This is a genomic window from Sphaerotilus sp. (assembly GCF_034519685.1).
Lineage (GTDB): Bacteria > Pseudomonadota > Gammaproteobacteria > Burkholderiales > Burkholderiaceae_C > Sphaerotilus.
In genome coordinates this window covers 292,962-317,634 of record NZ_JAXHOF010000003.1, presented here as the reverse complement: position 1 = coordinate 317,634, position 24,673 = coordinate 292,962, and the positions used below count along the sequence as shown (strand labels likewise).

The 24,673-nt window shown below is 68.5% G+C and carries 25 protein-coding genes; 14 read left to right on the top strand and 11 right to left on the bottom strand.

The window, feature by feature from the left end:
• The first annotated feature begins 6 nt into the window (after positions 1-6).
• Positions 7-1,209, top strand: coding sequence for an ABC transporter permease (locus tag U5O44_RS05055; protein ID WP_322587375.1), 1,203 nt, complete (start codon positions 7-9; stop codon positions 1,207-1,209).
• Positions 1,210-1,221: 12 nt separating this feature from the next.
• Here the strand turns inward: U5O44_RS05055 and U5O44_RS05050 are convergent, their stop codons facing one another.
• Positions 1,222-2,268, bottom strand: coding sequence for an acyltransferase family protein (locus U5O44_RS05050; protein ID WP_322587374.1), 1,047 nt, complete (start codon positions 2,266-2,268; stop codon positions 1,222-1,224).
• Positions 2,269-2,775, bottom strand: coding sequence for an SsrA-binding protein SmpB (smpB, locus tag U5O44_RS05045; protein WP_322587373.1), 507 nt, complete (start codon positions 2,773-2,775; stop codon positions 2,269-2,271). It lies immediately after the preceding gene.
• 29 nt (positions 2,776-2,804) lie between these two features.
• Here smpB and U5O44_RS05040 point away from each other — a divergent pair, with 29 nt between their 5' ends.
• Positions 2,805-3,248: a type II toxin-antitoxin system RatA family toxin gene (locus U5O44_RS05040; RefSeq protein ID WP_322587372.1), complete on the top strand. Its 444-nt coding sequence runs from the start codon at positions 2,805-2,807 to the stop codon at positions 3,246-3,248.
• On the top strand, positions 3,235-3,579 hold the full coding sequence (locus tag U5O44_RS05035) for an RnfH family protein (protein WP_322587371.1): 345 nt from the start codon (positions 3,235-3,237) through the stop codon (positions 3,577-3,579). Before U5O44_RS05040 ends, U5O44_RS05035 begins: the two co-directional genes overlap by 14 nt.
• Here U5O44_RS05035 and U5O44_RS05030 read toward each other — a convergent pair.
• Positions 3,557-4,066, bottom strand: coding sequence for a DUF4124 domain-containing protein (locus tag U5O44_RS05030; RefSeq protein WP_322587370.1), 510 nt, complete (start codon positions 4,064-4,066; stop codon positions 3,557-3,559). The two genes, U5O44_RS05035 and U5O44_RS05030, sit on opposite strands and share 23 nt — an antisense overlap.
• Positions 4,067-4,185: 119 nt before the next feature.
• Here U5O44_RS05030 and guaB point away from each other — a divergent pair, with 119 nt between their 5' ends.
• Genes guaB through guaA form a run of 3 tightly spaced genes read left to right on the top strand, consistent with a single transcriptional unit; the run spans position 4,186 to position 8,541 of the window.
• Positions 4,186-5,658 carry an IMP dehydrogenase gene (guaB, locus tag U5O44_RS05025; RefSeq protein ID WP_322587369.1) on the top strand — a complete coding sequence of 491 codons (1,473 nt, stop codon included), beginning with the start codon at positions 4,186-4,188 and terminating at the stop codon, positions 5,656-5,658.
• On the top strand, positions 5,655-6,929 hold the full coding sequence (locus tag U5O44_RS05020; protein ID WP_416222129.1) for a TCR/Tet family MFS transporter: 1,275 nt from the start codon (positions 5,655-5,657) through the stop codon (positions 6,927-6,929). Before guaB ends, U5O44_RS05020 begins: the two co-directional genes overlap by 4 nt.
• A 7-nt stretch (positions 6,930-6,936) precedes the next feature.
• Positions 6,937-8,541: a glutamine-hydrolyzing GMP synthase gene (gene guaA, locus U5O44_RS05015; protein ID WP_322587367.1), complete on the top strand. Its 1,605-nt coding sequence runs from the start codon at positions 6,937-6,939 to the stop codon at positions 8,539-8,541.
• 26 nt (positions 8,542-8,567) lie between these two features.
• On the opposite strand, the gene U5O44_RS05010 is transcribed toward guaA, so the two are convergent.
• From U5O44_RS05010 to U5O44_RS05000, 3 genes are all read right to left on the bottom strand, one after another.
• A complete protein-coding gene (locus U5O44_RS05010; RefSeq protein WP_322587366.1) occupies positions 8,568-8,810 on the bottom strand; it encodes a DUF1653 domain-containing protein in 243 nt (80 codons plus the stop codon).
• Positions 8,807-9,610, bottom strand: a complete 804-nt coding sequence (locus U5O44_RS05005; protein ID WP_416222128.1) for a DUF72 domain-containing protein — start codon at positions 9,608-9,610, stop codon at positions 8,807-8,809. Before U5O44_RS05005 ends, U5O44_RS05010 begins: the two co-directional genes overlap by 4 nt.
• Before the next feature lie 69 nt (positions 9,611-9,679).
• On the bottom strand, positions 9,680-9,853 hold the full coding sequence (locus U5O44_RS05000; protein ID WP_322587365.1) for a hypothetical protein: 174 nt from the start codon (positions 9,851-9,853) through the stop codon (positions 9,680-9,682).
• Positions 9,854-9,970: 117 nt separating this feature from the next.
• On the opposite strand from U5O44_RS05000, the gene U5O44_RS04995 reads away from it, so the two are divergent.
• The 3 genes from U5O44_RS04995 to U5O44_RS04985 are packed head-to-tail and all read left to right on the top strand — an operon-like array spanning position 9,971 to position 12,669.
• Positions 9,971-11,050: a sensor domain-containing diguanylate cyclase gene (locus tag U5O44_RS04995; protein ID WP_322587364.1), complete on the top strand. Its 1,080-nt coding sequence runs from the start codon at positions 9,971-9,973 to the stop codon at positions 11,048-11,050.
• On the top strand, positions 11,043-11,732 hold the full coding sequence (gene tadA, locus U5O44_RS04990) for a tRNA adenosine(34) deaminase TadA (protein WP_322587363.1): 690 nt from the start codon (positions 11,043-11,045) through the stop codon (positions 11,730-11,732). The genes U5O44_RS04995 and tadA overlap by 8 nt, the downstream gene beginning before the upstream one ends.
• A complete protein-coding gene (locus tag U5O44_RS04985; RefSeq protein ID WP_322587362.1) occupies positions 11,719-12,669 on the top strand; it encodes an LD-carboxypeptidase in 951 nt (316 codons plus the stop codon). Before tadA ends, U5O44_RS04985 begins: the two co-directional genes overlap by 14 nt.
• 8 nt (positions 12,670-12,677) lie before the next feature.
• On the opposite strand, the gene U5O44_RS04980 is transcribed toward U5O44_RS04985, so the two are convergent.
• From U5O44_RS04980 to U5O44_RS04965, 4 genes are all read right to left on the bottom strand, one after another.
• Positions 12,678-14,318, bottom strand: a complete 1,641-nt coding sequence (locus U5O44_RS04980; protein ID WP_322587361.1) for a GGDEF domain-containing protein — start codon at positions 14,316-14,318, stop codon at positions 12,678-12,680.
• 140 nt (positions 14,319-14,458) lie between these two features.
• Positions 14,459-16,150 carry a PhoH family protein gene (locus tag U5O44_RS04975; protein WP_322587360.1) on the bottom strand — a complete coding sequence of 564 codons (1,692 nt, stop codon included), beginning with the start codon at positions 16,148-16,150 and terminating at the stop codon, positions 14,459-14,461.
• A gap of 132 nt (positions 16,151-16,282) precedes the next feature.
• Entirely contained in the window at positions 16,283-16,759 is a 477-nt protein-coding gene (locus tag U5O44_RS04970; RefSeq protein WP_322587359.1) for a peroxiredoxin, read from the bottom strand.
• Between the two features lie 118 nt (positions 16,760-16,877).
• Positions 16,878-17,261 carry an Mth938-like domain-containing protein gene (locus tag U5O44_RS04965; RefSeq protein WP_322587358.1) on the bottom strand — a complete coding sequence of 128 codons (384 nt, stop codon included), beginning with the start codon at positions 17,259-17,261 and terminating at the stop codon, positions 16,878-16,880.
• Positions 17,262-17,373: 112 nt separating this feature from the next.
• Here U5O44_RS04965 and U5O44_RS04960 point away from each other — a divergent pair, with 112 nt between their 5' ends.
• Positions 17,374-18,603, top strand: a complete 1,230-nt coding sequence (locus tag U5O44_RS04960) for a pyridoxal phosphate-dependent aminotransferase (RefSeq protein ID WP_322587357.1) — start codon at positions 17,374-17,376, stop codon at positions 18,601-18,603.
• A gap of 55 nt (positions 18,604-18,658) precedes the next feature.
• Entirely contained in the window at positions 18,659-19,969 is a 1,311-nt protein-coding gene (locus tag U5O44_RS04955) for a homoserine dehydrogenase (protein ID WP_322587356.1), read from the top strand.
• Here the strand turns inward: U5O44_RS04955 and U5O44_RS04950 are convergent.
• Positions 19,941-21,335 carry a hypothetical protein gene (locus tag U5O44_RS04950; RefSeq protein WP_322587355.1) on the bottom strand — a complete coding sequence of 465 codons (1,395 nt, stop codon included), beginning with the start codon at positions 21,333-21,335 and terminating at the stop codon, positions 19,941-19,943. The two genes, U5O44_RS04955 and U5O44_RS04950, sit on opposite strands and share 29 nt — an antisense overlap.
• Before the next feature lie 93 nt (positions 21,336-21,428).
• On the opposite strand from U5O44_RS04950, the gene thrC reads away from it, so the two are divergent.
• The 3 genes from thrC to U5O44_RS04935 are packed head-to-tail and all read left to right on the top strand — an operon-like array spanning position 21,429 to position 24,662.
• Entirely contained in the window at positions 21,429-22,847 is a 1,419-nt protein-coding gene (thrC, locus tag U5O44_RS04945; RefSeq protein WP_322587354.1) for a threonine synthase, read from the top strand.
• Positions 22,844-23,392, top strand: coding sequence for a molybdopterin-guanine dinucleotide biosynthesis protein B (gene mobB / locus U5O44_RS04940; protein ID WP_322587353.1), 549 nt, complete (start codon positions 22,844-22,846; stop codon positions 23,390-23,392). Before thrC ends, mobB begins: the two co-directional genes overlap by 4 nt.
• Positions 23,364-24,662 (top strand): molybdopterin molybdotransferase MoeA, encoded by a 1,299-nt coding sequence (locus U5O44_RS04935; protein WP_322587352.1) that lies wholly within the window; start codon positions 23,364-23,366, stop codon positions 24,660-24,662. The genes mobB and U5O44_RS04935 overlap by 29 nt, the downstream gene beginning before the upstream one ends.
• Positions 24,663-24,673: the final 11 nt, after the last annotated feature.

Below are 24,673 nucleotides of genomic sequence, written 5' to 3'. Positions count from 1 at the left end.
CTTACCATGCGCATTGCCGACACCCTCGCGATGGCCTGGCGCTCGATCACGGCGCAGCGCACCCGCAGCCTGCTGACGCTGCTGGGCATCGCCATCGGCATCGCCGCCGTGATCCTGCTGACCTCGATCGGCGAGGGGCTGCACCGCTTCCTGCTGTCCGAGTTCAGCCAGATCGGCACCAACGTCGTCACGCTGTCGCCGGGCAAGGTCTCCACCGGCGGCACCAACCCGGGCTTCCCGTCCTCGGTGCGCCCGCTGTCGCTGGAGGACGCCGACGCGCTGCGCCAGCGCATCCCGCACCTCGTCGGCGTCACGCCCGGCGTCACCGGCAACGCCGAGATGGGCGCCAACGGCCGCGTGCGCCGCAGCCTTGTCTACGGCACGAGTGCCGCGCTGCTGCCTTCGTTTCGCCTGTCGATGTCGGCGGGCCAGTTTCTGCCGGACGAGGATTCGGCCCACGCCCGCAACTTCGCGGTGCTCGGTGCCAGCCTGAAGCGCGAACTCTTCGGGGCGGACAACCCGCTGGGCGCGCGCATCCGCATCGGCAGCCAGCAGTTCCGCGTCATCGGCGTGCTGGCGCCGCGCGGGCAGTTCCTGGGCATCGACCTGGACGATGTGGCCTATGTGCCGGCGGCGCGGGCGATGGAGCTGTTCAACCGGACGGGGCTGATGGAGCTGCACCTGACCTACACCGACGCGACCTCTTCCGCGGCGGTCGTTGCGCAGGCGCGCACGCTGATGACGGCGCGCCATGGCCGCGAGGATTTCACCATCGTGACGCAGGCGGACATGCTGGGCGCGCTGTCGAACATCCTCAATGTGGTGACCGCGGCGGTGGGCGCGCTGGGCGGGATCTCGCTGCTGGTGGGCGGGGTCGGCATCGTCACGATCATGACCATCGCCGTCACCGAGCGCACGGCGGAGATCGGCCTGCTGATCTCGCTGGGCGCGCGGCGGCGCACGGTGCTGGCGCTGTTCCTCGGCGAGGCGGTGGTGCTGTCGGCGGTCGGCGGGGCGCTGGGGCTGGTGATCGGCATCGGCATCGCGCAGGGGGCGCATCTGCTGATGCCGTCGCTGCCGGTGAGCACGCCGCTGCCCTTCGTGCTGCTGGCGGAGGGCCTGTCGATGGTGATCGGCCTGGTGGCGGGCGTGATGCCAGCGCGGCGGGCGGCGCGGCTCGATCCGGTGGAGGCGCTGCGGTCCGAGTAGGGCGTCAGACGGTCAGACGGCGCGTGGCCGTCGCGGCTGGGGGGCCAGTCGGGTCTGCGTCCACTGGTGGAGCCAGCGGTCCCAGAGGTGGTGCGCCGCGAAGCCGGCCAGCACCGCCAGTGTCAGCGCCACAGGCCAGCGCAGCGCATGCCTGTCCGCGTAGAACAACTGCTGCCACAGGTAGAGGCTGTACGACACCGTGCCGAAGGCGACCAGCACCGGATGGCCCAGCCAGCGCGCGCCCGGCCCTGCGGCCCGCGACAAGCCGGCGCAGCCCAACGCGATCAGCGCTGCGCCCAGGGTGTACTTGGCCAGGTCCGGCACCAGATTCACCTGCAGCAGCAGCCCCGCGCCGAGCGCCCAGGGCCACCCAGGCAGGCGGCCGAGCGGCAGGCGTCCGTGGTCATGGGCCACCACGAACAGCGCACCCAGCAACATGGCGCTCAGCCGCCCGTCCGGCCGCCAGAAGGTGGTGTAGTAGGGCAGCGGCAGGCCGAGTGCTGCCTGCAGCCCGAGCGCGGTCCAGGCCAGCAGCACCACCGCACCGATCAGCGCAGCCGGATCGAGCCGCCAGCGCCGTGACACCGCCGCCAGCCCGCCGAGCACGGCATAGCCCTGCAGCTCGACGCAGACCGACCAGAGATGCCCCAGGCGTTCGGGCGGCGCGGTGCCGCTGAGCACCGGCCAGAAGTTGAGCCCCCCCGCCAGCCCGAGACCCACAGCACCGAAGGGCAAGGGATCCGCCTGCCACCAGGTGACCCCGCAGGCCACAAGCAGGAAAAGCCACATCGACGGCACGATGCGGGCGAAGCGCCGCATGGCGAAGCTCCGCAGCGCCATGCCACGGCCGAACAGCAGCGTGCCCATCAGGCAGCCGGACAGCGCGAAGAACAGCTCCACACCGACCCGACCGAAGTTGGCCGACCAGGCGGGTGCGTCCAGCCCCAGGTGCGGGACGAAGTGGCCCGCGAGCAGCGTCAGCACCGCGACGCCGCGCCAGCCGTCCAGCACATCGATCCGCTGGTCGGCCCGGCCGGCGTTGTCGGCGACGAGCCGCATTCAGTCCTCCTTGCGCGGGCTCGACACCTTGTGGCGCATCAGGCGGCCTTTTTCCCGCTCCCAGTCGCGCTTCTTCTCGGTGTCGCGCTTGTCGTGTTCGGCCTTGCCCTTGGCCAGCGCGATCTCGGCCTTCACGCGACCGCCCTTGAAGTGCAGGTTCAGCGGCACCAGCGTGTAGCCCTTCTGCTCGACCTTGCCGATTAGGCGCTTGATCTCGGCCTTGTGCATCAGCAGCTTCTTGGTGCGGTCGGCCTCGGGGCGCACGTGGGTCGAGGCGCTGCGCAGCGCGTTGATGCGGCAGCCGATCAGGAACAGCTCACCGTTCTTGATGACCGCGTGGCCGTCGGTGAGCTGGACCTGGCCTTCGCGGATGGACTTGATCTCCCAGCCTTCCAGCACGACGCCCGCCTCATGGCGCTCCTCGATGTGGTAGTTGAAATGGGCCTTGCGGTTCTCGGCGATGGTGCCGGTGGTCTGGAGAGTGCTGGCAGTGCGGGCTGTGGACATGTGCGGCCTCAATACAATCCATGCATTGTATGAAGCACGTCAAAAAATCCGTCCTCCTTTGGTACTCGCCCCGCGAGATGTTCGATCTCGTGGTCGATGTGCCCGCCTATCCACAGTTCCTGCCGTGGTGCCAGCGGGCCGAAGTGCTGTCGCAGGAGCCGGGGGCCATGACGGCACGCCTGCACCTCGCGTACGCCGGTGTGCGCCACGCCTTCACGACCCGCAACACCCATGTCGATGGCCAGTCCGTCGGCATGGGGCTGGTGGACGGGCCGTTCTCGCAGCTCGAAGGCGTCTGGCGCTTCCTGCCGCTGGGGCCTGACGGCAAGGCGTGCAAGGTCGAGTTCGAGCTGTCCTATGCCTTCTCCAGCCGGCCGCTGGAGCTGGTCGTCAGCCCCGTGTTCGACCGCATCGCGAACACCTTCGTCGATGCGTTTGTCGCCCGAGCCGAGCAGGTCCATGGCAAGCGCTGAGTCCGCGTCCGACACGGTCCGGGTCGAGGTCGCCTACAGTCCCGCGCCGCGGCAGGTCGATCTGCAGTGCTTCGTGCTGCCGGCCGGGACAACGGCTGCGCAGGCGGTGATCGCGGCGGGCCTGCCGGCCCGGCATCCGGGCTTCGATCTGGCGCGGGTGACCGTGGCGGTCTGGGGGCGGGCGGTGCCGCCGTCCGCCGTGCTGCGGGATGGGGACCGGCTGGAGCTGTGCCGGCCGCTGATCGTCGATCCGAAGGAGGCACGCCGTCTGCGCTACCGGGCGCAGGGCGAGCGGGGTCGGCGGCGGGTCAGCGGCAGTCGCTCGCGATGATCTCGCGGGCGCGCGCCGACTCCCGGGCGCGCTGGGCGTCGTCGAGGAATTCGCGCTCGCCTTTCTCGTTGGTGCGCGCGATGCGCTGGCCGCTCTCGACGGTGCGGGCGTATTCCTTGGCGCGGGCGCAGTTCTCGACCTTCTGACGCGCGAGGCGGGCTTCCTCGTCGCGCTTGCCTTGGTCCTGGGCCGACTCGGCCTGGCGTTTTCGGGCTTCGAGGGCGGCGTCGCTGGTGGGCACGGGCGCCTGAACGGACGGCGCTGGGGCCGATGCGGGCGGGGCGCTGCTGCGCGGGGGCGCAGGCCGCATCAGGATGTCCCGGTCGCGCACGTCGTTGGGTGGCGGGCGGTCGCTGTACTGCACGCGGCCTTGGGCATCGCGCCATTTCCATTGCGCCGCGCAGGGCTGGGCCAGTGCTGCAGCCAGGACGGCCAGCAGCGCCAGCAGCACCTGGCGCGCAGGTCGGGGCTTGGGGGTCGACAACATGGGCGCCAGTGTAGCGGCGGGCTGCGGGGGACCGGCGCCTGAAGTGTGTCTGCAACAGGGCCGGCCGGCGCGCCTGTAACGGGTCCGTATAATCTCCTTTTGCGTCTGGAGCCCGACTCATGCGCCTGCTTGGCAAAGCACTGACCTTCGACGACGTGTTGCTGGTCCCCGCGTACTCCCAGGTGTTGCCCCGCGACACCTCCCTGGCGACCAAGCTGTCGCGCAACATCACCCTGAACCTGCCGCTGGTGTCCGCCGCGATGGACACCGTCACCGAGGCCCGCCTGGCGATCGCGATCGCCCAGGAGGGCGGCATCGGCATCGTCCACAAGAACCTCAGCCCCAAGCAGCAGGCCGCCGAAGTGGCCCGCGTCAAGCGCTATGAATCGGGTCTGCTGAAGGATCCGATCACCATCGCGCCGGCGGCCCGCGTGCGCGATGTGGTCGAGCTGTCGCGCGCCCACGGCATCTCCGGCTTCCCCGTGGTCGAGAACGGCCGCGTGGTCGGCATCGTCACCGGACGCGACCTGCGCTTCGAGACCCGCCTGGACGCCCCGGTGCGCGAGATCATGACCCCGCGCGAGCGGCTGGTCACGGTCAAGGAAGGGGCTTCGCTCGCCGAAGCCAAGGCGCTGATGCACCAGCACAAGCTGGAGCGCGTGCTGGTCCTGAACGATGCGTCCGAACTGCGCGGCCTGTTCACCGTCAAGGACATCACCAAGCAGACCAGCTTCCCCAATGCCGCCCGTGACAGCCACGGCAAGCTGCGGGTCGGTGCGGCGGTCGGTGTCGGCGATGGCACGGAAGAGCGCATCGAGCTGCTGGTCAACGCCGGTGTCGACGCACTCATCGTCGACACCGCCCACGGCCACAGCCATGGGGTGATCGAGCGTGTGCGCTGGGTCAAGCGCCACTACCCGCACGTCGACGTCATCGGCGGCAACATCGCCACCGGCGCGGCCGCACTGGCGCTGGTCGAGGCCGGTGCCGACGGCGTCAAGGTCGGCATCGGCCCGGGTTCGATCTGCACCACCCGCATCGTCGCCGGGGTCGGCGTGCCGCAGATCACCGCCATCGACAACGTCGCCACCGCGCTGCAGGGCACGGGCGTGCCGCTGATCGCCGACGGTGGCATCCGCTACTCGGGCGACATCGCCAAGGCCCTCGCCGCAGGCGCCTCCAGCGTGATGATGGGCGGCATGTTCGCCGGCACCGAAGAGGCGCCGGGCGAGATCGTGCTGTACCAGGGCCGCAGCTACAAGAGCTACCGCGGCATGGGCTCGATCGGCGCGATGAAGGCCGGCTCCGCCGACCGCTATTTCCAGGAAAACGACGAGACCAGCAACCCGAATGCGGACAAGCTGGTGCCCGAAGGCATCGAAGGCCGGGTGCCGTACAAGGGCTCGATGCTGTCGATCGTCTTCCAGATGGCCGGCGGCATCCGCGCCTCGATGGGCTACTGCGGCTGCGCATCGATCGCCGACATGCACGACCGCGCCGAGTTCGTCGAGATCACAGCGGCCGGCATCCGTGAGAGCCACGTCCACGACGTGCAGATCACGAAGGAAGCGCCCAACTACCGCATGGAGTGACGCGCTTGAGCGACGATCGCGACGAGAAGCCGAAGGGCCGCACGGCGGCCATGCCGTTCATCATGGTCACCGTGCTGATCGACATGGTCGCCATCGGCCTGATCATCCCGGTGCTGGCGCCGCTGGTGGGCAAGTTCACCGGCTCGCAGGCGGACCAGGCGTTCTGGTATGGCGTGGTCACGTTCGCCTTCGGTGTGGCCAGCTTCTTCGGTTCGCCCGTGCTGGGAGCGCTGTCGGATCGCCATGGTCGGCGGCCCGTGCTGCTGCTCGGCTTCACCGGGCTGGCGCTGAGCTTCTTCGTCACGGGGCTGGCCACGGCGCTGTGGATGCTGGTGGCGGTGCGGCTGGTCAGCGGGGCCTTGCAGGCCAATGCGTCGATCGCCCAAGCCTACGTCGCCGACATCAGCACGCCCGAGCAGCGTGGCAAGCGCTTCGGCATGCTGGGCGCGATGTTCGGCATGGGCTTCATCCTCGGACCCGTGATGGGCGGGCTGCTGGGGTCGATCGACCTGAGTCTGCCGTTCTATGTGGCGGGCGGGCTGGCGGTGCTGAACGCGGTCTACGGCGCGTTCGTGCTGCCCGAGTCGTTGCCGGTGGAGCGCCGCAGCCCGGCGATCGACTGGACCAAGGTCAACCCGGTGGCCTCGCTGCGCCGCCTGAGCGAGTTGCGCGGCATCGGGCCGTTGGTGGTCGTGATGGCCTTGTCCAGTCTGGCGCAGCTGATCCTGCACACGACCTGGGTGCTCTACACCACGTTCAAGTTCGGCTGGGGCCCCAAGGAAAACGGCTGGTCGCTGTTCGCCGTGGGGGTCATGTCGGTGCTGGTGCAGGGCGGCCTGATCCGCGTGGCCCTGAAGCGCACGACGCCGCAGCGCATCGCCGTCGTCGGCCTGATCTCGTCGGCCTGCACCTACGCCCTGTGGGGCGCGGCCACCGAGGGCTGGATGATGTACGCCATCATCGGCCTGAACGTGTTCGGCTTCATGGTGCAGGCCGCCATGCAGACGCTGGTCTCCAACGCGGCCGATGACGACGCCCAGGGCCGCACGATGGGCGCGCTCGGCTCGCTCAACAGCCTGACCGCCGTGTTCGCGCCCGTGATCGGCGCAGCGTTGCTGGGCTTCGTGTCGCACCTGCCCCAGGGCGACTGGCGCATCGGCGCGCCGTTCTTCCTCTGTTCGGCGCTGCAGATCACGGCCACCGTGCTCGCCCTGCGCCATTTCCGCCGCCATCCCGCCACGCCGCCGCACCCGGCGCACGTGGTCGCCTGAGTTCGACATGCAACACGACAAGATCCTCATCCTCGACTTCGGCTCGCAAGTCACCCAGCTCATCGCCCGCCGTGTGCGCGAGGCGCACGTGTACTGCGAGATCCACCCGAACGATGTGTCCGACGACTTCATCCGGTCGTTCGCGCCCAAGGGCATCATCCTCAGCGGCAGTCACGCCAGCACCTACGAAGACCACCAGTTGCGTGCGCCGCAGGCGGTGTGGGATGCGGGCGTGCCGGTGCTGGGCATCTGCTACGGCATGCAGACCATGGCCGTGCAGCTCGGCGGCGAGGTGAGCTGGAGCGACCACCGCGAGTTCGGCTACGCCGAAGTCCGCGCCCGTGGCCACACGAAGCTGCTGCAGGACATCCAGGACTTCGCCACGCCCGAAGGCCACGGCATGCTCAAGGTCTGGATGAGCCACGGCGACAAGGTCACGCAGCTCCCGCCCGGCTTCAAGCTGATGGCCTCCACACCGAGCTGCCCGATCGCCGGCATGGCCAACGAGGACAAGGGCTACTACGCCGTCCAGTTCCACCCCGAGGTCACGCACACGCTGCAGGGCGCGGCGCTGCTGACCCGCTTCGTGCGCGAGATCGCCGGCTGCCGGGGCGACTGGATCATGGGCGACTACATCGCCGAAGCCGTCGCGAAGATCCGCGAGCAGGTCGGCGACGAAGAGGTGATCCTCGGCCTGTCCGGCGGCGTCGATTCGTCGGTGGCGGCCGCGCTGATCCACCGCGCCATCGGCGACCAGCTCACCTGCGTGTTCGTCGACCACGGTCTGCTGCGCCTGAACGAGGGCGCGATGGTGATGGAGATGTTCGCCGGCCGGCTGCACGCTAAGGTCGTCCACGTCCAGGCCGCCGAGCAGTTCATGGGCCACCTGAAGGGCGTCACCGATCCCGAGCAGAAGCGCAAGATCATCGGCCGCGAGTTCGTCGAAGTCTTCAAGGCTGAGGCCGCCAAGCTGAAGGCGTCGGGGCAGGGTCACAAGGGGGCGACCTTCCTGGCCCAGGGCACGATCTACCCGGACGTGGTGGAGTCGGGCGGCACCACCAGCAAGAAGGCCACGATCAAGAGCCACCACAACGTCGGTGGCCTGCCCGAGAAGCTCGGCCTGAAGCTGCTGGAGCCGCTGCGCGAGCTGTTCAAGGACGAGGTGCGCGAGCTGGGCGTGGCGCTCGGCCTGCCGCATGAGATGGTGTACCGGCATCCGTTCCCGGGTCCGGGCCTGGGTGTGCGGATCCTGGGCGAGGTGCGGGCGGATTTCGCCAGCCTGCTGCAGCGCGCCGACCACATCTTCATCGAAGAGCTGCGCGCCACCATCGACCCGGCCACGGGCAAGAGCTGGTACGACCTGACCAGCCAGGCGTTCACGGTGTTCCTGCCGGTCAAGAGCGTCGGCGTGATGGGCGACGGCCGCACCTACGACTACGTCGTGGCGCTGCGCGCGGTGCAGACCAGCGACTTCATGACGGCGGACTGGGCGGAGCTGCCCTACAGCCTGCTCAAGAAGGTGTCGAGCCGCATCATCAACGAGGTGCGTGGCATCAACCGCGTGACCTACGACGTGTCGAGCAAGCCGCCGGCGACGATCGAGTGGGAATGAGCCTGTGACCGTCGGCTGGGGCGGTTTCAGTCGCTGCCGCTGACCGGCTCGAAGCGCCGCACGCGCCGCCCGTCAACCTCCACCTCCCCGAAAAACATCGCATGCGGGCGCACCCACAGGCCGCTGGCGTTGTAGCGCGGCCGGTAGACCACCAGCGGCGCCAGCGTCTCGCTGTCGCGGGCGGCACCGAGGACGTCGTATTCGCCGCCCTTGTAGTGGCGGTAGCGGCCCGGCGGGGTGGGGGGCAGTTCAGGTAGGTCGTCGTTCATGGCGTGCATGGTGCCTCAACCGCCTGTGCCAGCGCGATCACCGACCGCGGCGCGCAGCCCTCGGCCTTGTTGTTGATGCTCACGTAGACCGGGTGTCCGGCCGCCGCGGTGCCGCGGATGACGCGCGCCAGGGCCTCGCGGGTGACCGGATCGGGATCGACCAGCCGATCGAAGGGCGCATAGCCGGCCTTGGCCGATTCGTAGCCCTGCGCGCCATGCAACCGGTTCAGGCTCCAGCGGCAGACCAGCGGCCCCGGCCACATCGCCCGTAGCAGCGGCAGCTGCGCGTCGATTGGCGGCAGGCGCGGGTGCAGACCGAGGCAGTAGCGCGCGCTGTGGTCGCGCAGCACGTCCCGGAACGCCGGCACCAGCCAGTCCGGATCGCGCACCTCGACGGCGATCACGCCCTCCGGTGCAGTGGGTGCCAGCGCGGGCAGGGCGGCGAGCATCCGCCCCAGCCGGTCGAACAGCGCTGGCATGTCGCGCCGCAGTCCGCCCGGCAGCGGTGGAATCTCGAAGACCAGCGCGCCGATCTTGTGGCCGAGCCCTTCCAGCGCCGGCTGCACGAAGGTGTCGAGGGCTGTGTGCGGGTCGAGAAACGCCGGGTTGGCCTGCAGGCCGCGCCCGTCCGGGCCACGCTGTACGGCGTCGGTGACCAGCGCCGGGGCCTTGACGATGAAGCGGAAATCCTCGGGCACCTGCGCGGCATAGGCCGCGTACTGCGCGGCGGTCAGCGGGCGGTAGAAGCTGCGGTCGAGGCTGACGGTGCGCAGCAGCGGGTGCCGGGCATAGGCTGGCAAGCCGTCCCGGGCCAGGGCGGTCTCGCTGTGTGCGCCGGCCCAGACCAGCCCGCGCCAGCCGGGGAAACTCTAGGACGAGGTGCCGAGGTGGATGCGCGGCGACAGTTGCCGGGCCAGCGTGTGCAGCGCCTCGTCAGCGTCCTGCGGCTGCACGGCAGGTTCGCGCGGCGGAGGGTCCAGTTCGGAGAACAGCAGATCCTGTTCCTGGACCAGGGGGTCAATGGGCTTGGGCACACGTGGCATGGACAGGAGGATAGCCGTGGGGCCTGTGTCCGGTGGAACGGTAGACTGCTGGTTTTGTCACTCCTGGTTCCTTCAATGACCGCAGTACCGAAGTCGACTGTGCACTGGGTCGTGCGGATGAACCACCGCAACCGCTCGGTCTGCTTCCTGCTGCTGTTCTTGGCGCTGGGCGCCCACCTGCTGGAGCGGTCGCTCGGCGGCCTGGGACTGGCCTGGGCCGGGCTGGTGCTGCAGTTCCTGATCGGGCCGCAGCTGCAGTACCTGTGGGCCCGCCGATCCCACCAGCCGATCCAGGCCGAGTTCATCAACATGCTGATCGACAGCGTGGGTTTTGGTCTGTGGACCGCCATGCTGGGATTCCCGCTGGCGCTGACGCTGCTGCTGCCGATCGGCGCGAGTTTCAACCTGACGGCCTTCCGTGGCGTGCGTGGCCTGGGTGAGGCGGTGCTCGCCACGGGGGCCGGTGTGCTGCTGGGGTTGCTCCTGCAGGATCCGACCTGGATGCCGCAGGCGAGCGCGCTGGCCACAGGGCTGTCCGTGCTGGTGCTGCATGTGTTCGTGGCGCTGGTGGCGCTGAGTGCGCATGACCGTTCGGTCCGCCTGCAGCTGGCGCGCCAGCAGCTGCGGACCAGCGAACAGGCGCTGCAGCAGCAGCTCGAACAGAACCAGCGCCTGCACGCCCAGCTGGAGGACCAGGCCCACCGCGACCCGCTGACCGGGCTGTTCAACCGCCGCTACCTCGTGGAGACCATGGACCGCGCGCTGGCGCAGTCGGTGCAGCAGGGCCAGCCGCTGAGCCTGCTGCTGCTGGACCTGGACCATTTCAAGCAGGTCAACGACACCTGGGGCCACCAGACCGGCGACGAGGTGCTGCGGGCGGTCGCGGCCCGGCTGGTCGCCCAGGTGCGCACGGGCGACACCGTGTGCCGCTACGGTGGCGAGGAGTTCCTGGTGCTGCTGCCCGGCATGCCGCATGCGCAGGCCGAGGAGCGTGCCCGGCATTGCTGCGCCGAGCTGGGCCAGCAGCCGATCCCGGCCGGTGACCTGCAGCTGGCCATGACCTGGTCGATCGGCGTGGCCAGCCATCCGCTGCATGGCGACTCGGCCCAGGCGATCATCGCCGCCGCAGACCGGGCGCTCTATGCGGCCAAGCACCAGGGGCGCAACCGCGTGGCTATGATGCCCGCCCATGCCTGAACCCCTGAACGCTCCTGCTGCCGCTGCTGCCGCTGCTGCCGCTCCCGCCGACGAACACGCCATGCGCCTGGCGCTCGACCAGGCGCTGAACGCGGCGCTGGTCGGCGAGGTGCCGGTGGGCGCGGTGATCCTGCGCGATGGCCAGGTCATCGCCACTGGCTACAACCGCCCCATCACCACGCACGACCCGACCGCCCACGCCGAGCTGGTCGCGCTGCGCCACGCCGCGACACTGCTGGAGAACTACCGCCTGCCTGAGTGCGAGCTGTTCGTGACGCTGGAGCCGTGTGCGATGTGCGCGATGGCACTGCTGCACGCGCGCTTCAAGCGAGTGGTGTTCGGCGCCTATGACCCCAAGACGGGCGCAGCCGGCTCCGTGGTGGACCTGTTCGCCCAGCCGCAGCTCAACCACCACACGGCGCTGCAGGGTGGCGTGCTGGCCGACCCGTGCGGTGACCTGCTGCGTGCGTTTTTCGCCCGGCGCAGGGCCGAGCAGAAGGCGCAGAGACTGCAGGCCCGCCAGATGGTGTCGGCGCCGGCGGCGGACGCGGACGCTGCGCTACCATCCGACGCCGCCTATGTGTCGACCCAGATTCCCGCCGGCGAAGCGAGCGAGCTGGAACCGGACGCACACGACCTGCATCCCCACCTGCACCCGGATACCCCCCATGAGCCATCCTGAGCGTGAACCCGACGCCGACACCCTTGCTGTGAACCCGTCCCTGACGATCTACAGCCCGTCCGGTGTCGTCGCCAAGGCCGCGGCGATCAAGCTGGCCGCCAAGCGCCTGGGCGCACTCGGTTTCGATGTGCAGGTCGACGAGAGCGCCACCGCGAAATTCCAGCGCTTCGCCGGCAACGACGACCTGCGGCTGGCTGCGCTGCACCGCGTCGCGCAGGCGGCGCCGTCGGTCGCGATGGCCTCGCGCGGCGGTTACGGCCTGACCCGGCTGCTCGACCGCATCGACTGGGGCTTGCTGGCCGACGCCACTGCCCGCGGCACCCGCTGGGTCGGCTACAGCGACCAGACCGCACTGCAGATGGGTCTGCTCGCCCACACGAAGACGGCGAGCTGGGCCGGTCCGCTCGCCTGCGACGACTTCGGCCGTGCCGAGGCCGATGGCGGGCTTGACGAGGTGACCCCCGATTGTTTCCGCGAGGCGATGTCGGGAGAGCTGGAGGCGGTCGGGTTCCGTACCGAGGCCGGCTTTGACGGGCTCGACGTGAAGGGCACGCTCTGGGGCGGCAACCTGACGGTGCTGTGCTCGCTGCTGGGCACGCCGCACTGGCCGAAGGTGAAGGGCGGTGTGCTGTTCGTCGAGGACGTCAACGAACACCCCTACCGCGTCGAGCGCATGCTGCTGCAGCTGCACCAGGCGGGCGTGCTCGCCGCGCAGAAGGCGATCGTGCTGGGCGATTTCAGCCAGTGGAAGAAGTCGCCGCTGGACCGTGGCTACCACCTCAAGGCGATGGTGGCGCACCTGCGCTCGGTGTGCGACACGCCGGTGCTGACCGGGCTGCCGTTTGGCCATGTGCCGACCAAGGTGACGCTGCCGGTGGGTGTGAAGATCGAGCTGGTGGTGCAGGGTCGCGACGTGCTGCTGGTCTGGGGCGACTGAGGGGTCTTTCACCCGGCCAGCTGTGCCGCGTCGACGTCGCCCCCGTGGCGGCTGACCAGCTTGCTGGTCTTGTCGTCGTACATGCGCAGGTCGCTGCGCAGCAACAGGCTCTCGACGGAGTCACCGCGCCGGGCCTGCGCCAGACCGATGCTTGCCTGCACCGACAGACCCTCCTGGACGGTGTGCCAGGGAAACTGTGCAATCGCTTCGTGCAGGCGGGTGACAACCTGTCTGCCCGAGGATTCGCCGGTGTCGTGCAGCACCAGCACGAATTCGTCTCCGGCCAGCCGCACAGCCAGATCCTGCTGGCGGATGACGCCCCGCAGCAGCGCTGCCACCTGCCGCAGCACCTCGTCCCCGAGCACATGCGAGAACCGGTCGTTGATCTGCTTGAATCCGTCGATGTCGAGCATCACCAGGCACCACGGAGCCTCGGCTTCTCGCCCGTCCAGGGCGTGCAGCAGTTCGCCGAGCCGGTGTTCCAGGTGGCGGCGGTTGGCCAAGCCGGTGAGGTGGTCTTCGAGTGTCAGGCGTTCGAGTGCACGGGAGCTGCTGTGCATGGCCTCCAGGGTGCGGGTCTGCTCGCGCCAGGCCATGCGCAGTGCGGCGAAACGTTCGCGGCTGACCAGGATCTCGGTGTGCTGGCGGAGCTGGTGGGTGCGAAAGACATGGAATTCCGCCATCAGCCGGCCTGCATCGCCCAGGGCCCTGAACGCTTCCATGCGCTGGTAACGGGAGAGCAGGACGAAGTTGCGCTGGCCTTGGGCCTCGGTGATGGCCAGGGTCCGGGCCGTGGTGGCCAGCGCGGCGTCCCAGTGGCCCGCTGCCAGCTGGCAGCGGGCCTGGATCAGGTACATGAACCCGCGCATCCAGACCGGAACCGAATCGAACGGTATCTGCCGAGCGGCTTCCTGGGCCGATGCGCCCTGTCCTTCGAAGGCCAGCAGGCCGGCGCGCGAGGCCTGCAAGGTGGCCTGCAACATGGCTGGACTGAACGGTGCGGGTGTGCGCGGCGTGCGCGCGATGGTCTCGGCGAGCGCCTCGTAGCGCTGAAGTTGCTGCTGCATTGCCGGGCGGACCTTGGCGGGCTGGCCACGCTGCAGGCAAAGCTCCAGCCGATACAGCTCGTTGATCAGCCGGTTCGCCATCGGGCGCACGGCCGCTGCGGGTGACAGCAGCTGTTCGGCCAGCGCGATGGCCTTGCACAGGACCGCATCCGCGTGGTCCGCGTCGACCCAGGTGCTGGCCACGCCGAGGTAGTTGTAGGCGTCGACCGTGTGCGGGCCGGGCGGCAAGGTATCGGCCAGTTGAACGCCGAGGGTGCCGCTCTCGACAGCTTCTTCCGTCAGGCCGAGGAGGGTGGCCAGGTGGGCGATCAGCGACAGGGCCGCTGACTCATCCCGTGGAGTGTTCAGGACATGGAAGAGCTGCGCCGCCTCTCGGGCCAGCGACAGCGCACCCTGCAGCTCGGCGTTTGCATGGGCGACCTGCCCGAGCAGATGGAGTGCCTGCGCCTGTGTCAGCAGATCGCCATTGGCTTTTGCCCGTTCCAGGATGTCGGTCGCGACGGCCTGGGCCTGCGAGGTCTGGCCTTGGACCAGGGCCTGTCGGGCGATGTCGAACGGGGCTGAATGGTCGCTGCCGTGCATGCTTGGGTGGGAACTCCGCTGAAAATGAAATTTTTTCGGGCGATGATAGAGACGAATTGAGATCGGTCAACCGCGTGGCCTGTGCCAGAACGGAAAAAAGCGCCCGAAGGCGCTTTCTGCTCATGCGGCGGGAGCCGTCCTCAGAGGACTTCGGAGGCGAAGTCCGCCAGCCGCGAGCGTTCGCCGCGTGCCAGCGTGATGTGTCCGGCATGTGGCCAGCCCTTGAAGCGGTCCACGGCGAAGGTCAGGCCTGAGCTGCCTTCGGTGAGGTAGGGCGTGTCGATCTGCGCCAGGTTGCCCAGGCAGATGATCTTGGTGCCCGGCCCGGCCCGCGTGATCAACGTCTTCATCTGCTTGGGCGTCAGGTTCTGCGCCTCGTCGATGATGACGATCTTGTTCAGGAAGGTGCGCCCGCGCATGAAGTTCAGGCTCTTGATCTTGATCTTGCTGCGCACGAGGTCATTGGTCGCGGCGCGGCCCCATTCGCCCGCACCCGTTTCGCCCCGTGCCAGCACTTCGAGGTTGTCGTCGAGTGCGCCCATCCACGGGCTCATCTTCTCCTCCTCGTTGCCGGGCAGGAAACCGATGTCCTCGCCCACCGGCACGGTCACGCGGGTGACGATGATCTCGGTGTAGCGCCGCTCGTCGAGCACCTGGCTCAAGGCCGCTGCCAGCGTCATCAGCGTCTTGCCGGTGCCGGCCGTGCCGGTCAGCGTGATGAAGTCGCAGTCCGGGTCCATCAGCAGGTTGAGCGCGAAGTTCTGCTCGCGGTTGCGGGCCACGACGCCCCAGACGGACTGCTTGGCGTGCGTGTAGTCCTTGAGCGTCTTCAGTACCGCCGACTTGCCGGTGATCTCGGTGACGCGGGCGTACAGCGGCGCGTTGCCCGGGCTCTCCAGGTAGACGAACTGGTTGATCATCAGCGAGGGGACCAGCGGACCGCTGATGCGGTAGAAGGTCGAGCCGCCTTGCTGCCAGCTCTCCATGGTCTTGCCATGGCGCTCCCAGAAGTCCGCCGGCAAGGCCATGACGCCGGTGTAGAGCAGGTCACCGTCTTCCAGCGTCTTGTCGTTGAAGTAGTCCTCGGCCGGCAGACCCAGCGCACGCGCCTTGATGCGCATGTTGATGTCCTTGGACACCAGCACGATCTCGCGTTCGGGTTGCTGGCCACGCAGGGCCTGCACGACACCGAGGATCTGGTTGTCCGCCTTGCCTTGCGGCAGGCCATCGGGCAGCTTGAAATCGACGAAGGTGGTCTGGAAGAAGAGCTTGCCGCCGGCGTCGCGGTGGCCGGTGCGGGCCAGCGGGATGCCAGCCGAGGGGTCGAACTTCGACGAATCGCCCTGGCTGGTGGCGAGTGCGTCGAGTTCACGGCTGACCTGGCGGACGTTGCGCGAGACCTCGCTCATGCCCTTCTTGTGGCCGTCCAGCTCTTCGAGCGTGATCATCGGCAGATAGACGTCGTGCTCCTCGAAGCGGAACAGCGACATCGGGTCGTGCATCAGCACGTTGGTGTCGAGCACGAACAGTTTGGCCGGACCGGTGCGGGCCGAGCGGGTTCGTGCAGCCTTGGGTGGCGCAGGGCGGGCCGCGGGTGCACGCGCTGGCTGGGCGACGACGGGTGCAGAGACCTTGGCTGCGACCGGTGCCGGTGTGGGTTTGACGACCGGAGGTGCTGCGGCTGGCGGCGGTGGAGGCTGCAGTTCCAGTGCGGCAGGCTCGTCGGCCGAGGACTTCAGTGTTCGCTTTGCCGGCTTGGGTGCCGCCTGGGCATCAAAGGCGGAAGGATCGAGGATGGTGCCGCGCTTGGCGGGCGGTTTGGGCAGAGGCATGAGCTATGGCGTCACTGGAAAAAGAAAAAGCCGCACAGCAAGCTGTACGGCTTCTCGTTGGTCGGCGGATGCGGTTCATGTCTTACGCGCATGAACCCATTATGCACAGCGCGTCTGTGCCGCCAAGCGTGCTCAAGCGGGGTTTTTCAGTTCCTTGACAGTCTTCAGCACTTCTTCCACATGCCCGGCCACCTTGATGCCACGCCATTCGGCACGTAGCACACCGGCCGGGTCGATCAGGAACGTCGAGCGCTCGATGCCCTTGACCTTCTTGCCGTACATGATCTTGTTCTTCACCACGCCGAACATGTGGCAGAGCTTTTCTTCGGTGTCGGCGATCAGCTCGAAGGGCAGTTCCAGGTTCTGCTTGAACTTGTCGTGCGAGGCCATGTTGTCGCGGGACACACCGAACACCACGGCGCCTGCGCTCGCGAAGTCCTTGTGGTGGTCACGAAACTGCATGGCTTCGGTGGTGCAGCCGGGGGTGTTGTCTTTCGGGTAGAAATACAGCACCACGGTCTTGCCGAGGAACGCCTGGGGGGTGAATTTCACGCCGCCGGTTGCATTCGCTTCAAGTTCCGGAAGAGGTTTGTTGAGAGCGGGCGTCATGCAATTTCTTTGAGTCTGAGGATCCCTGACGGGGATAAGCCGACTATTATAAGTCCAGTCGGCCCATTGCGGCCATCCGTCAGGATGGGCTCAGCCATCGCGCGGGAGCCGGTGCCGGTCAGCCCATCAGCAGCGCAGCCACCACCCGGCGGTTTTCGCTGGCCAGCACGTTGTAGGTGCGGCACGCGGCCAGCGTGTCCATGCACTCGACCCCGATGCGGGCGTCGATCAGCGTGCGGATCAGCGACGGATGCACGAAGCGGATCTTGCTCCCGCTGCCGAAGATCACCAGCTCCGGCTGGTAGACCATCAGCGCATCGAAATCCTCGCGCCTGAGGTCTTCGAACCGGGTGCAGGCCCAGGCCAGTACCTCGCCCTTGAAGGGCACGATGACGCTGCTGCGCCACTGCTGCAGCCCCACCTGGTTGTTCACGGACACGGCGTCAGGCGTCGTGGAAAAGATGGCGTTGACGCCTTCGATGCGGTCGGGCTGGAGTTTCACGGCGTGCGGCGCAGGCGCCAGGAAGTGGGGGGCGGCCCGGAGATGGGCCCGGGATGCGGTAAATTCTAGCTTTTGTCGCACATCTCCCCCTCATTCGAACAGGATCCCCCTCGTGCTCAAGACCGTCGCCAAGTCCAGCAAGCTCGCCAACGTGTGCTACGACATCCGCGGGCCCGTGCTGGAAAAGGCCCGCCAGATGGAGGAAGAGGGCCACAAGATCATCAAGCTCAACATCGGCAACCTCGCGGTGTTCGGGCTGGAGCCGCCCGACGAGATCGTGCAGGACATGATCCGCAACATGCCGCACTCGGCCGGCTACACGGATTCGAAGGGTCTGTTCGCGCCGCGCAAGTCGGTCGTGCACTACACGCAGGAGAAGGGCGTCAAGGGCGTCACCGTCGACGACGTGTACCTGGGCAACGGCGCCTCCGAGCTGATCTCGATGAGCATGAACGCGCTGCTCGACGACGGCGACGAGGTGCTGATCCCGTCGCCGGACTACCCGCTCTACACGGCGGTGGTCGCGCTCTCGGGCGGCAAGCCGGTGCATTACGTCTGCGACGAGCAGTCCGAGTGGATGCCTGACATCGCCGACATCCGCGCCAAGATCACGCCGCGCACCAAGGCCATCGTCGTCATCAACCCGAACAACCCGACCGGCGCGCTCTACCCGGATGCGGTGCTGCGCGAGATCGTGCAGGTGGCGCGCGAGCACCAGCTCATCGTCTTCGCCGACGAGATCTACGACAAGACGCTCTACGACGGCAACGTCCACACCAGCATCGCGTCGCTGGCCGACGACGTGCTGACGCTGACCTTCAACGGCCTGAGCAAGAACTACCGTGCCTGCGGCTACCGCGCCGGCTGGATGGTGGTGTCGGGCGACAAGCGCCACGCCCGCGACTACATCGAGGGACTGAACATGCTGGCCTCGATGCGGCTGTGTGCGAACACGCCGGGGCAGCTCGCCATCCAGACCGCGCTCGGCGGCTACCAGAGCATCAAGGATCTGGTGCAGCCCGGTGGCCGGCTGTGCCGCCAGCGTGACCTGGCGCACAAGCTGCTCACCGAGATTCCGGGCGTGAGCTGCGTGAAGCCGAAGGCCGCGCTGTACATGTTCCCCAAGCTCGACCCGAAGATGTACCCGATCGAGGACGACCAGCAGTTCGCCTACGAGCTGCTGGCCGAGGAGAAGGTGCTGATCGTGCAGGGTACCGGTTTCAACTGGGCCACGCCGGACCATTTCCGGCTCGTCTTCCTGCCCAACTCGGACGACCTGTCCGACGCAGTGGGCCGCATCGCCCGCTTCCTCGACGGCTACCGTCGCCGCCACGGTACCTGAGCGTTTTCAGTCCGTTTTTTTGACCGTAGAGACGTATTTACGTAGATTGATTGCCATGAAACCCATCCAAGTCGGCCTGCTGGGCATCGGTACCGTCGGCAGCGGCACGTTCAACGTGCTCAAGCGCAACCAGGAAGAGATCCGCCGCCGCGCGGGCCGCGGCATCGAGATCACGATGGTGGCGGACCTGAACGTCGCGCGCGCCCGCGAGATCGTCGGCGACGGCGTGACCGTGGTCGCCGATGGCCGTCAAGTGATCGCCAATCCCGAGATCGACATCGTCATCGAGCTGATCGGCGGCTACGGCATCGCCCGCGCGCTGGTGCTCGAAGCGATCGCTGCCGGCAAGCACGTCGTCACCGCCAACAAGGCGCTGCTGGCCGTGCATGGCACCGAGATCTTTGCGGCGGCCCGTGAACAGGGCGTGATGGTCGCGTTCGAGGCGGCGGTGGCGGGCGGCATCCCGATCATCAAGGCGCTGCGCGAAGGCCTGACCGCCAACGAGATCCAGTGGGTCGCCGGCATCATCAACGGCACGACCAACTTCATCCTGTCCGAGATGCGCGACAAGGGCCTCGATTTCGAGGTGGTGCTGAAGGAGGCGCAGCGCCTGGGCTACGCCGAAGCCGACCCGACCTTCGACATCGAAGGCGTGGACGCCGCGCACAAGGCCACGCTGATGAGCGCGATCGCGTTCGGCGTGCCGGTGCAGTTCGACAAGGCGCACGTCGAGGGCATCACCAAGCTGTCGGCTGTGGACATCCGCTACGCCGAACAGCTCGGCTACCGCATCAAGCTGCTGGGCATCGCCAAGCGCCGCGAGGCGGGCATCGAGCTGCGCGTACACCCCACGCTGGTGCCGAGCAAGCGCCTGATCGCCAACGTCGAAGGTGCGATGAATGCGGTGATGGTCCACGGTGACGCCGTCGGCACGACGCTGTACTACGGCAAGGGCGCCGGCTCCGAGCCGACCGCCTCCGCCGTGATCGCCGATCTGGTGGACATCACCCGCCTGCACACCGCCGACCCGGACCACCGCGTGCCGCACCTGGCCTTCCAGCCGGACGAGCTGCACACCACGCCGATCCTGCCGATCAGCGACGTGCGTACCGCGTTCTACCTGCGCCTGCGCGTGGCGGACCAGAAGGGCGTGCTGTCGGCGATCACCTCGATCCTGGCCGGTGCAGACATCTCGATCGACGCCGTGCTGCAGCGCGAGTCCAACGACGGCGAGCACCAGACCGACGTCATCATCCTGACGCACGAGACGCAGGAAGGCGTGATGCGCGCGGCGCTGGCGCAGATGCAGGCGCTGGAGACGGTGCTGGCGCCGATCGTCAGTCTGCGCAAGGAAGAGCTGGCGTGAGAGCGCCGAGCTGAGGCGCCGACGCGCCTGGGATCCGGCTCAGACGGGTCGGGTCCACGGCGCTGTAGACCGGCGCAAACCCGCCGCCCGGGGTGCGGAAGTTCGTGGTCTGTCCCTGGTACAGCCGCGCCGCCACCCAGAGCAGCCGGTGTCCGTAGGCGTAGACCCGCAGGTCGAACTTCATCGGCCGAACGGCCGGGTCTTGCGCGAGCTGGCGCTCTCCCGGTGGTGCCAGCGCCTGCGCGACGTGGTGGCCGGCGATGACCTCTTCCCAGGCGCGGCGGGTGATCTTGTCGCCCCGGTAGGCGGCCTTGCTGCCGTAGCCATCCATCGGCTTGAAGAACAGCGTGCGGCGCTGCGCCCAGAGCGTTTCGGCCTGTGCTGGATCGACCCACTGCGTCCGGGGCACATGGGCCAGCAGCGTGGCTTGCAGCTCGGCCGCAACGCCCAGTGTCTGGAGCGTGGCCGGGTCACTGAAGGCGATCAGGTGCCGCTTGTCGGCCTGCAGGGCGTGGGCGCGCGGGTTCGGGGTGATGACCGCCGCGCCGTGCTGCCAGGCCGTGCGCAATGCCGTGTGCGCCGGGTTCACCAGATAGAAGTCGGTCAGGCGGTTGTAGACCAGGTCGATCACCTCGTCGCCAAGCCAGAGCTGGCCGCCCTCGATGCGCAGCGCCTGCGGGTCGGTGATGTGCGCGCGCAGGCCGTGCTGCGCGAACAGGCGCTGGAACAGCAGGAACTCGGGGTAGAGGTACTGCTGGTCCGGCTGCGTGTCAACGATGGCCACGGTGCGCAGCGGCGTGGTCCGCCCGGCCAGACGCCATTCCTCGTGGAACATGGCGACGATGGCCTGTTCGAACGCCCGGACGCTGTCGAGCGTCGGCACGATGTGTTCCATGTCGGGGCAGCAGGCGCGCTGCGCCCGTGCCAGCACCGCGTTGAGCATGGCGCCGCCGGCGTTGGTGTTCACCTCGATCAGCGAGAGCCGGTCACCGTCCAGGTGAAAGTCGTAGCCGGCAAACACCCCGTGCAGACCGACCAGCCCTTCGCGGGCGGACTCGGGGGCCTGCGCCAGCGCCCGGGTCTGCCAGGCGGGCAGCGCGGTGACGGTTTCGATGGCGTGGATCACCTCGGCCATCTGCTGCATCTGCGCCGGGGCCACGAACACGGGCTGGGCTGAAAACACCGTCGGACAGCGCTCGCGCAGCAGCACGGAGAGACCGGGCTCGCCCAGCGCATGGTCGAGGGCTTGCGCGAGGGCGTCCTTGTCCAGCGTCAGGCAGTGGCAGCCCTGGTTCAGGGCATCGGCCAGACCGGTCTGCCAAGAAGCAGGAAAGGAAGAAAGCGCGGGGTGGTGTGTGGTGGGCATGGATGGAATGCAGATGGGGCGGGCTCGCGGCAAGTCAAGGTGCGGCGCAGGGCGCGCTGGGAGCGCAGGCGCCTGCTCTGCGACAATTCGAGCATGAAATACATCAGCACCCGAGGCGACCAGACCGAGCGCCGTTTCTGCGAAATCCTGCTGGAAGGCCTTGCGCCCGATGGCGGCCTGTACCTGCCGGTGAGCTACCCCCGGATCGACGCCGCCACGCTCACCCGCTGGCGCGACTTGCCCTACGCCGAACTCGCCTTCGAGATCCTGTCGCTCTACATCGACGACATCCCGGCCGACGACCTGCGCGCCCTGACCCACAAGACCTACACCGCGGAGGTTTTCGGCACCGAGGCGATTGTTCCGCTCAAGCTGCTGGAGCCAGGCCTGTGCCTGGAGTCGCTGTCCAACGGGCCGACGCTGGCCTTCAAGGACATGGCGATGCAGCTCCTGGGCAACCTGTTCGAGTACGAACTGGCGCGCCGCGGCGAGCAGCTCAACATCCTCGGCGCCACCTCCGGCGACACCGGCAGCGCCGCCGAATACGCCATGCGCGGCAAGGCCGGCGTGCGCGTGTTCATGCTCTCGCCGCACGGCCGCATGAGCCCGTTCCAGCAGGCGCAGATGTTCAGCCTGCAGGACGAGAACATCCACAACCTCGCCGTCGAAGGCGTGTTCGACGACTGCCAGGACATCGTCAAGGCGGTCTCCAACGACCTCGACTTCAAGCGCGCCTACCGCATCGGCACCGTCAACTCCATCAACTGGGCGCGGCTGCTGGCGCAGGTCGTCTACTACTTCGCCGGTTACTTCCAGGCGACCCAGTCGAACGACGAGCAGGTCAGCTTCACGGTCCCGTCCGGCAACTTCGGCAACGTCTGCGCCGGCCATGTCGCCCGCATGATGGGCCTGCCGGTCAAACACCTCGTGGTCGCGACCAACGAGAACAACGTGCTCGAAGAGTTCTTCCGCACCGGCACCTACCGCGTGCGCGGCAGCAGCGAGACCTGGGAAACGTCCAGCCCGTCGATGGACATCAGCAAGGCGTCGAACTTCGAGCGCTTCGTGTTCGACCTGCTCGGCCGCGACGGCGCGCGCACCAAGGCGCTGTTCGGCGACGCGGTGTCGAAGGACGGCGTCTTCACGCTGTCGGCCGACGAGTTCGCCCGCATCCCGGCCTACGGCTTCCAGTCCGGCCGCTCGACCCACGCCGACCGCCTCGCCACGATCCGCGCCACCTACGCAGGCCAAGGCGTGCTGATCGACACCCACACCGCCGATGGCGTGAAGGTGGCGCGCGAGCTGCGGGAAGAGGGCGTGCCGATGATCGTGCTGGAGACGGCCCTGCCCGCCAAGTTCGAGGGCACGATTGCCGAGGCGCTCGGCGCCGACGTGCAGGCGCCGCGCCCGGCCGCGCTGGCCGATCTGGAATCGCGCCCGAAGCGCTTCCAGGTCATGCCGGCCGACACCGCCGTGATCCAGCAGTACGTCCGCGACCACGTGCCGCTGTGAACGTCGTCGGACTCTGCGGCGCCTCCGGCTCGGGCAAGACCACGCTCGGCGAGGGCCTGATCCGGGCCCTCAAGGCGCAGGGCTGCCGGGTCTCCGTCATCAAGCACGCCCACAAGCGCTTCGACATCGACCGCCCCGGCAAGGATAGCTTCCGCCACCGCGAGGCCGGCGCCTTCGAGGTGCTCGTCGCCAACGGCCACCGGCTGGCGCTGATGCGCGAGTTCGAGGTCGAGGCCGATCTGTCCGTCCACCAGCTCATCGCCGAGCTGAGCGACCTGGGCGCGTTCGGGGTCGAGCATTGGGTGATCGTCGAGGGTTTCAAGCACGCCGACCTGCCCAAGGTCGAGGTCTGGCGCACGGCCCACGGCGCCCCGGCGGCGTATCCGGACGACCCGTTTGTCGTCGCGGTCGCCCGCCCCCGCACGGACACCGTGCCCCATTCCACCGGGCTGCCGCTGCTGGATCTGGACGATCCGGCGGCGGTGGCCGATTTCCTGCGAAGCGATCCGGAACGTTATGTCTACCGAGCCCCTGAAGTCCGCTGACACGGCCGTGGCCCCGCGCCGCCCGGTGCTGCAGAGCCTGGACGACGCGCTGGCGACGCTGCTGGCCGCCGTGTCCGCGAGTTGTTCGGCGCAGTCCGAAACTGTCTCCACCTTCGACGCGCTCGGCCGCGTGCTGGCCGAGGACGTGTGTTCGCTGCTGGACGTGCCGCCGGCCGACAACACCTCGATGGACGGCTACGCGATGCGCGCGGCCGACGTGCCGACGGTCGGCACCGTGCTGCCCGTGCGCCAGCGCATCCCGGCCGGTGTGGTCGGCCAGCCCTTGCAGCCCGGCACTGCCGTGCGCATCTTCACCGGCGCACAGGTGCCGCCCGGCGCCGATGTCGTCGTGATGCAGGAGCAGTGCGAGGCCGTGGCCGGCGATGGGCTGGGCGCCGTGCGCGTCAACCTCGTGCCGCCCGCCGGGCAATGGATCCGCCGCCGTGGCGAGGACGTGCAGCGCGGCGCCGTCGTGCTCGCGGCGGGCACGCGCCTGACGCCGGCCGCGCTCGGGCTGGCCGCCTCGGTCGGCGCCGCGACGCTGAAGGTCGCCCGCCGGCCGCGCGTGGCCGTGTTCTCGACCGGCGACGAGCTGGTGATGCCTGGCGAGGTGCTGCCCGAGCAGATGCGCCCCGGTGCGATCTACAACTCCAACCGCTACACGCTGCGCGGGCTGGTGCAGGCGATGGGCTGCGAGGTGCGCGACCTGGGCATCGTGCCGGACCGGCTGGATGCGACGCGCGCCGCGCTGCGCGAGGCCGCCGCCGACAACGACCTGATCCTCACCTCGGGCGGTGTCTCGATGGGCGAGGAAGACCACCTGCGCCCCGCCGTGCAGGCTGAAGGCCGGCTGGACCTGTGGCAGATCGCGATGAAGCCGGGCAAGCCGCTCGCCTTCGGCGCCGTGCGGCGCGAGGACGGCAGCGAGGCGTGGTTCATGGGGCTGCCGGGCAATCCGGTGTCGAGCTTCGTGACCTTCCTGCTGACGGTGCGGCCGGTGCTGCTGCGGCTGCAGGGCGCGCACGCCGAGAGCTGGGCGCTGCGCAGCTACCCGCTGCGTGCCGCCTTCGACTGGCCGAAACCCGACCGCCGCCGCGAGTTCGTACGTGCCCGGGTGAACGCCGAGGGCGCCGTCGAGCTGTTTCCGAACCAGAGTTCCGGGGTGCTGACCTCGGCGGTGTGGGCCGACGGGCTGGTGGACATCGCGGCGGGGCAGGTGATCGCCCGCGGCGAGACGGTGCGTTTTGTGCCGCTGAGTGAACTGGGCTGAACGGGGCTGAG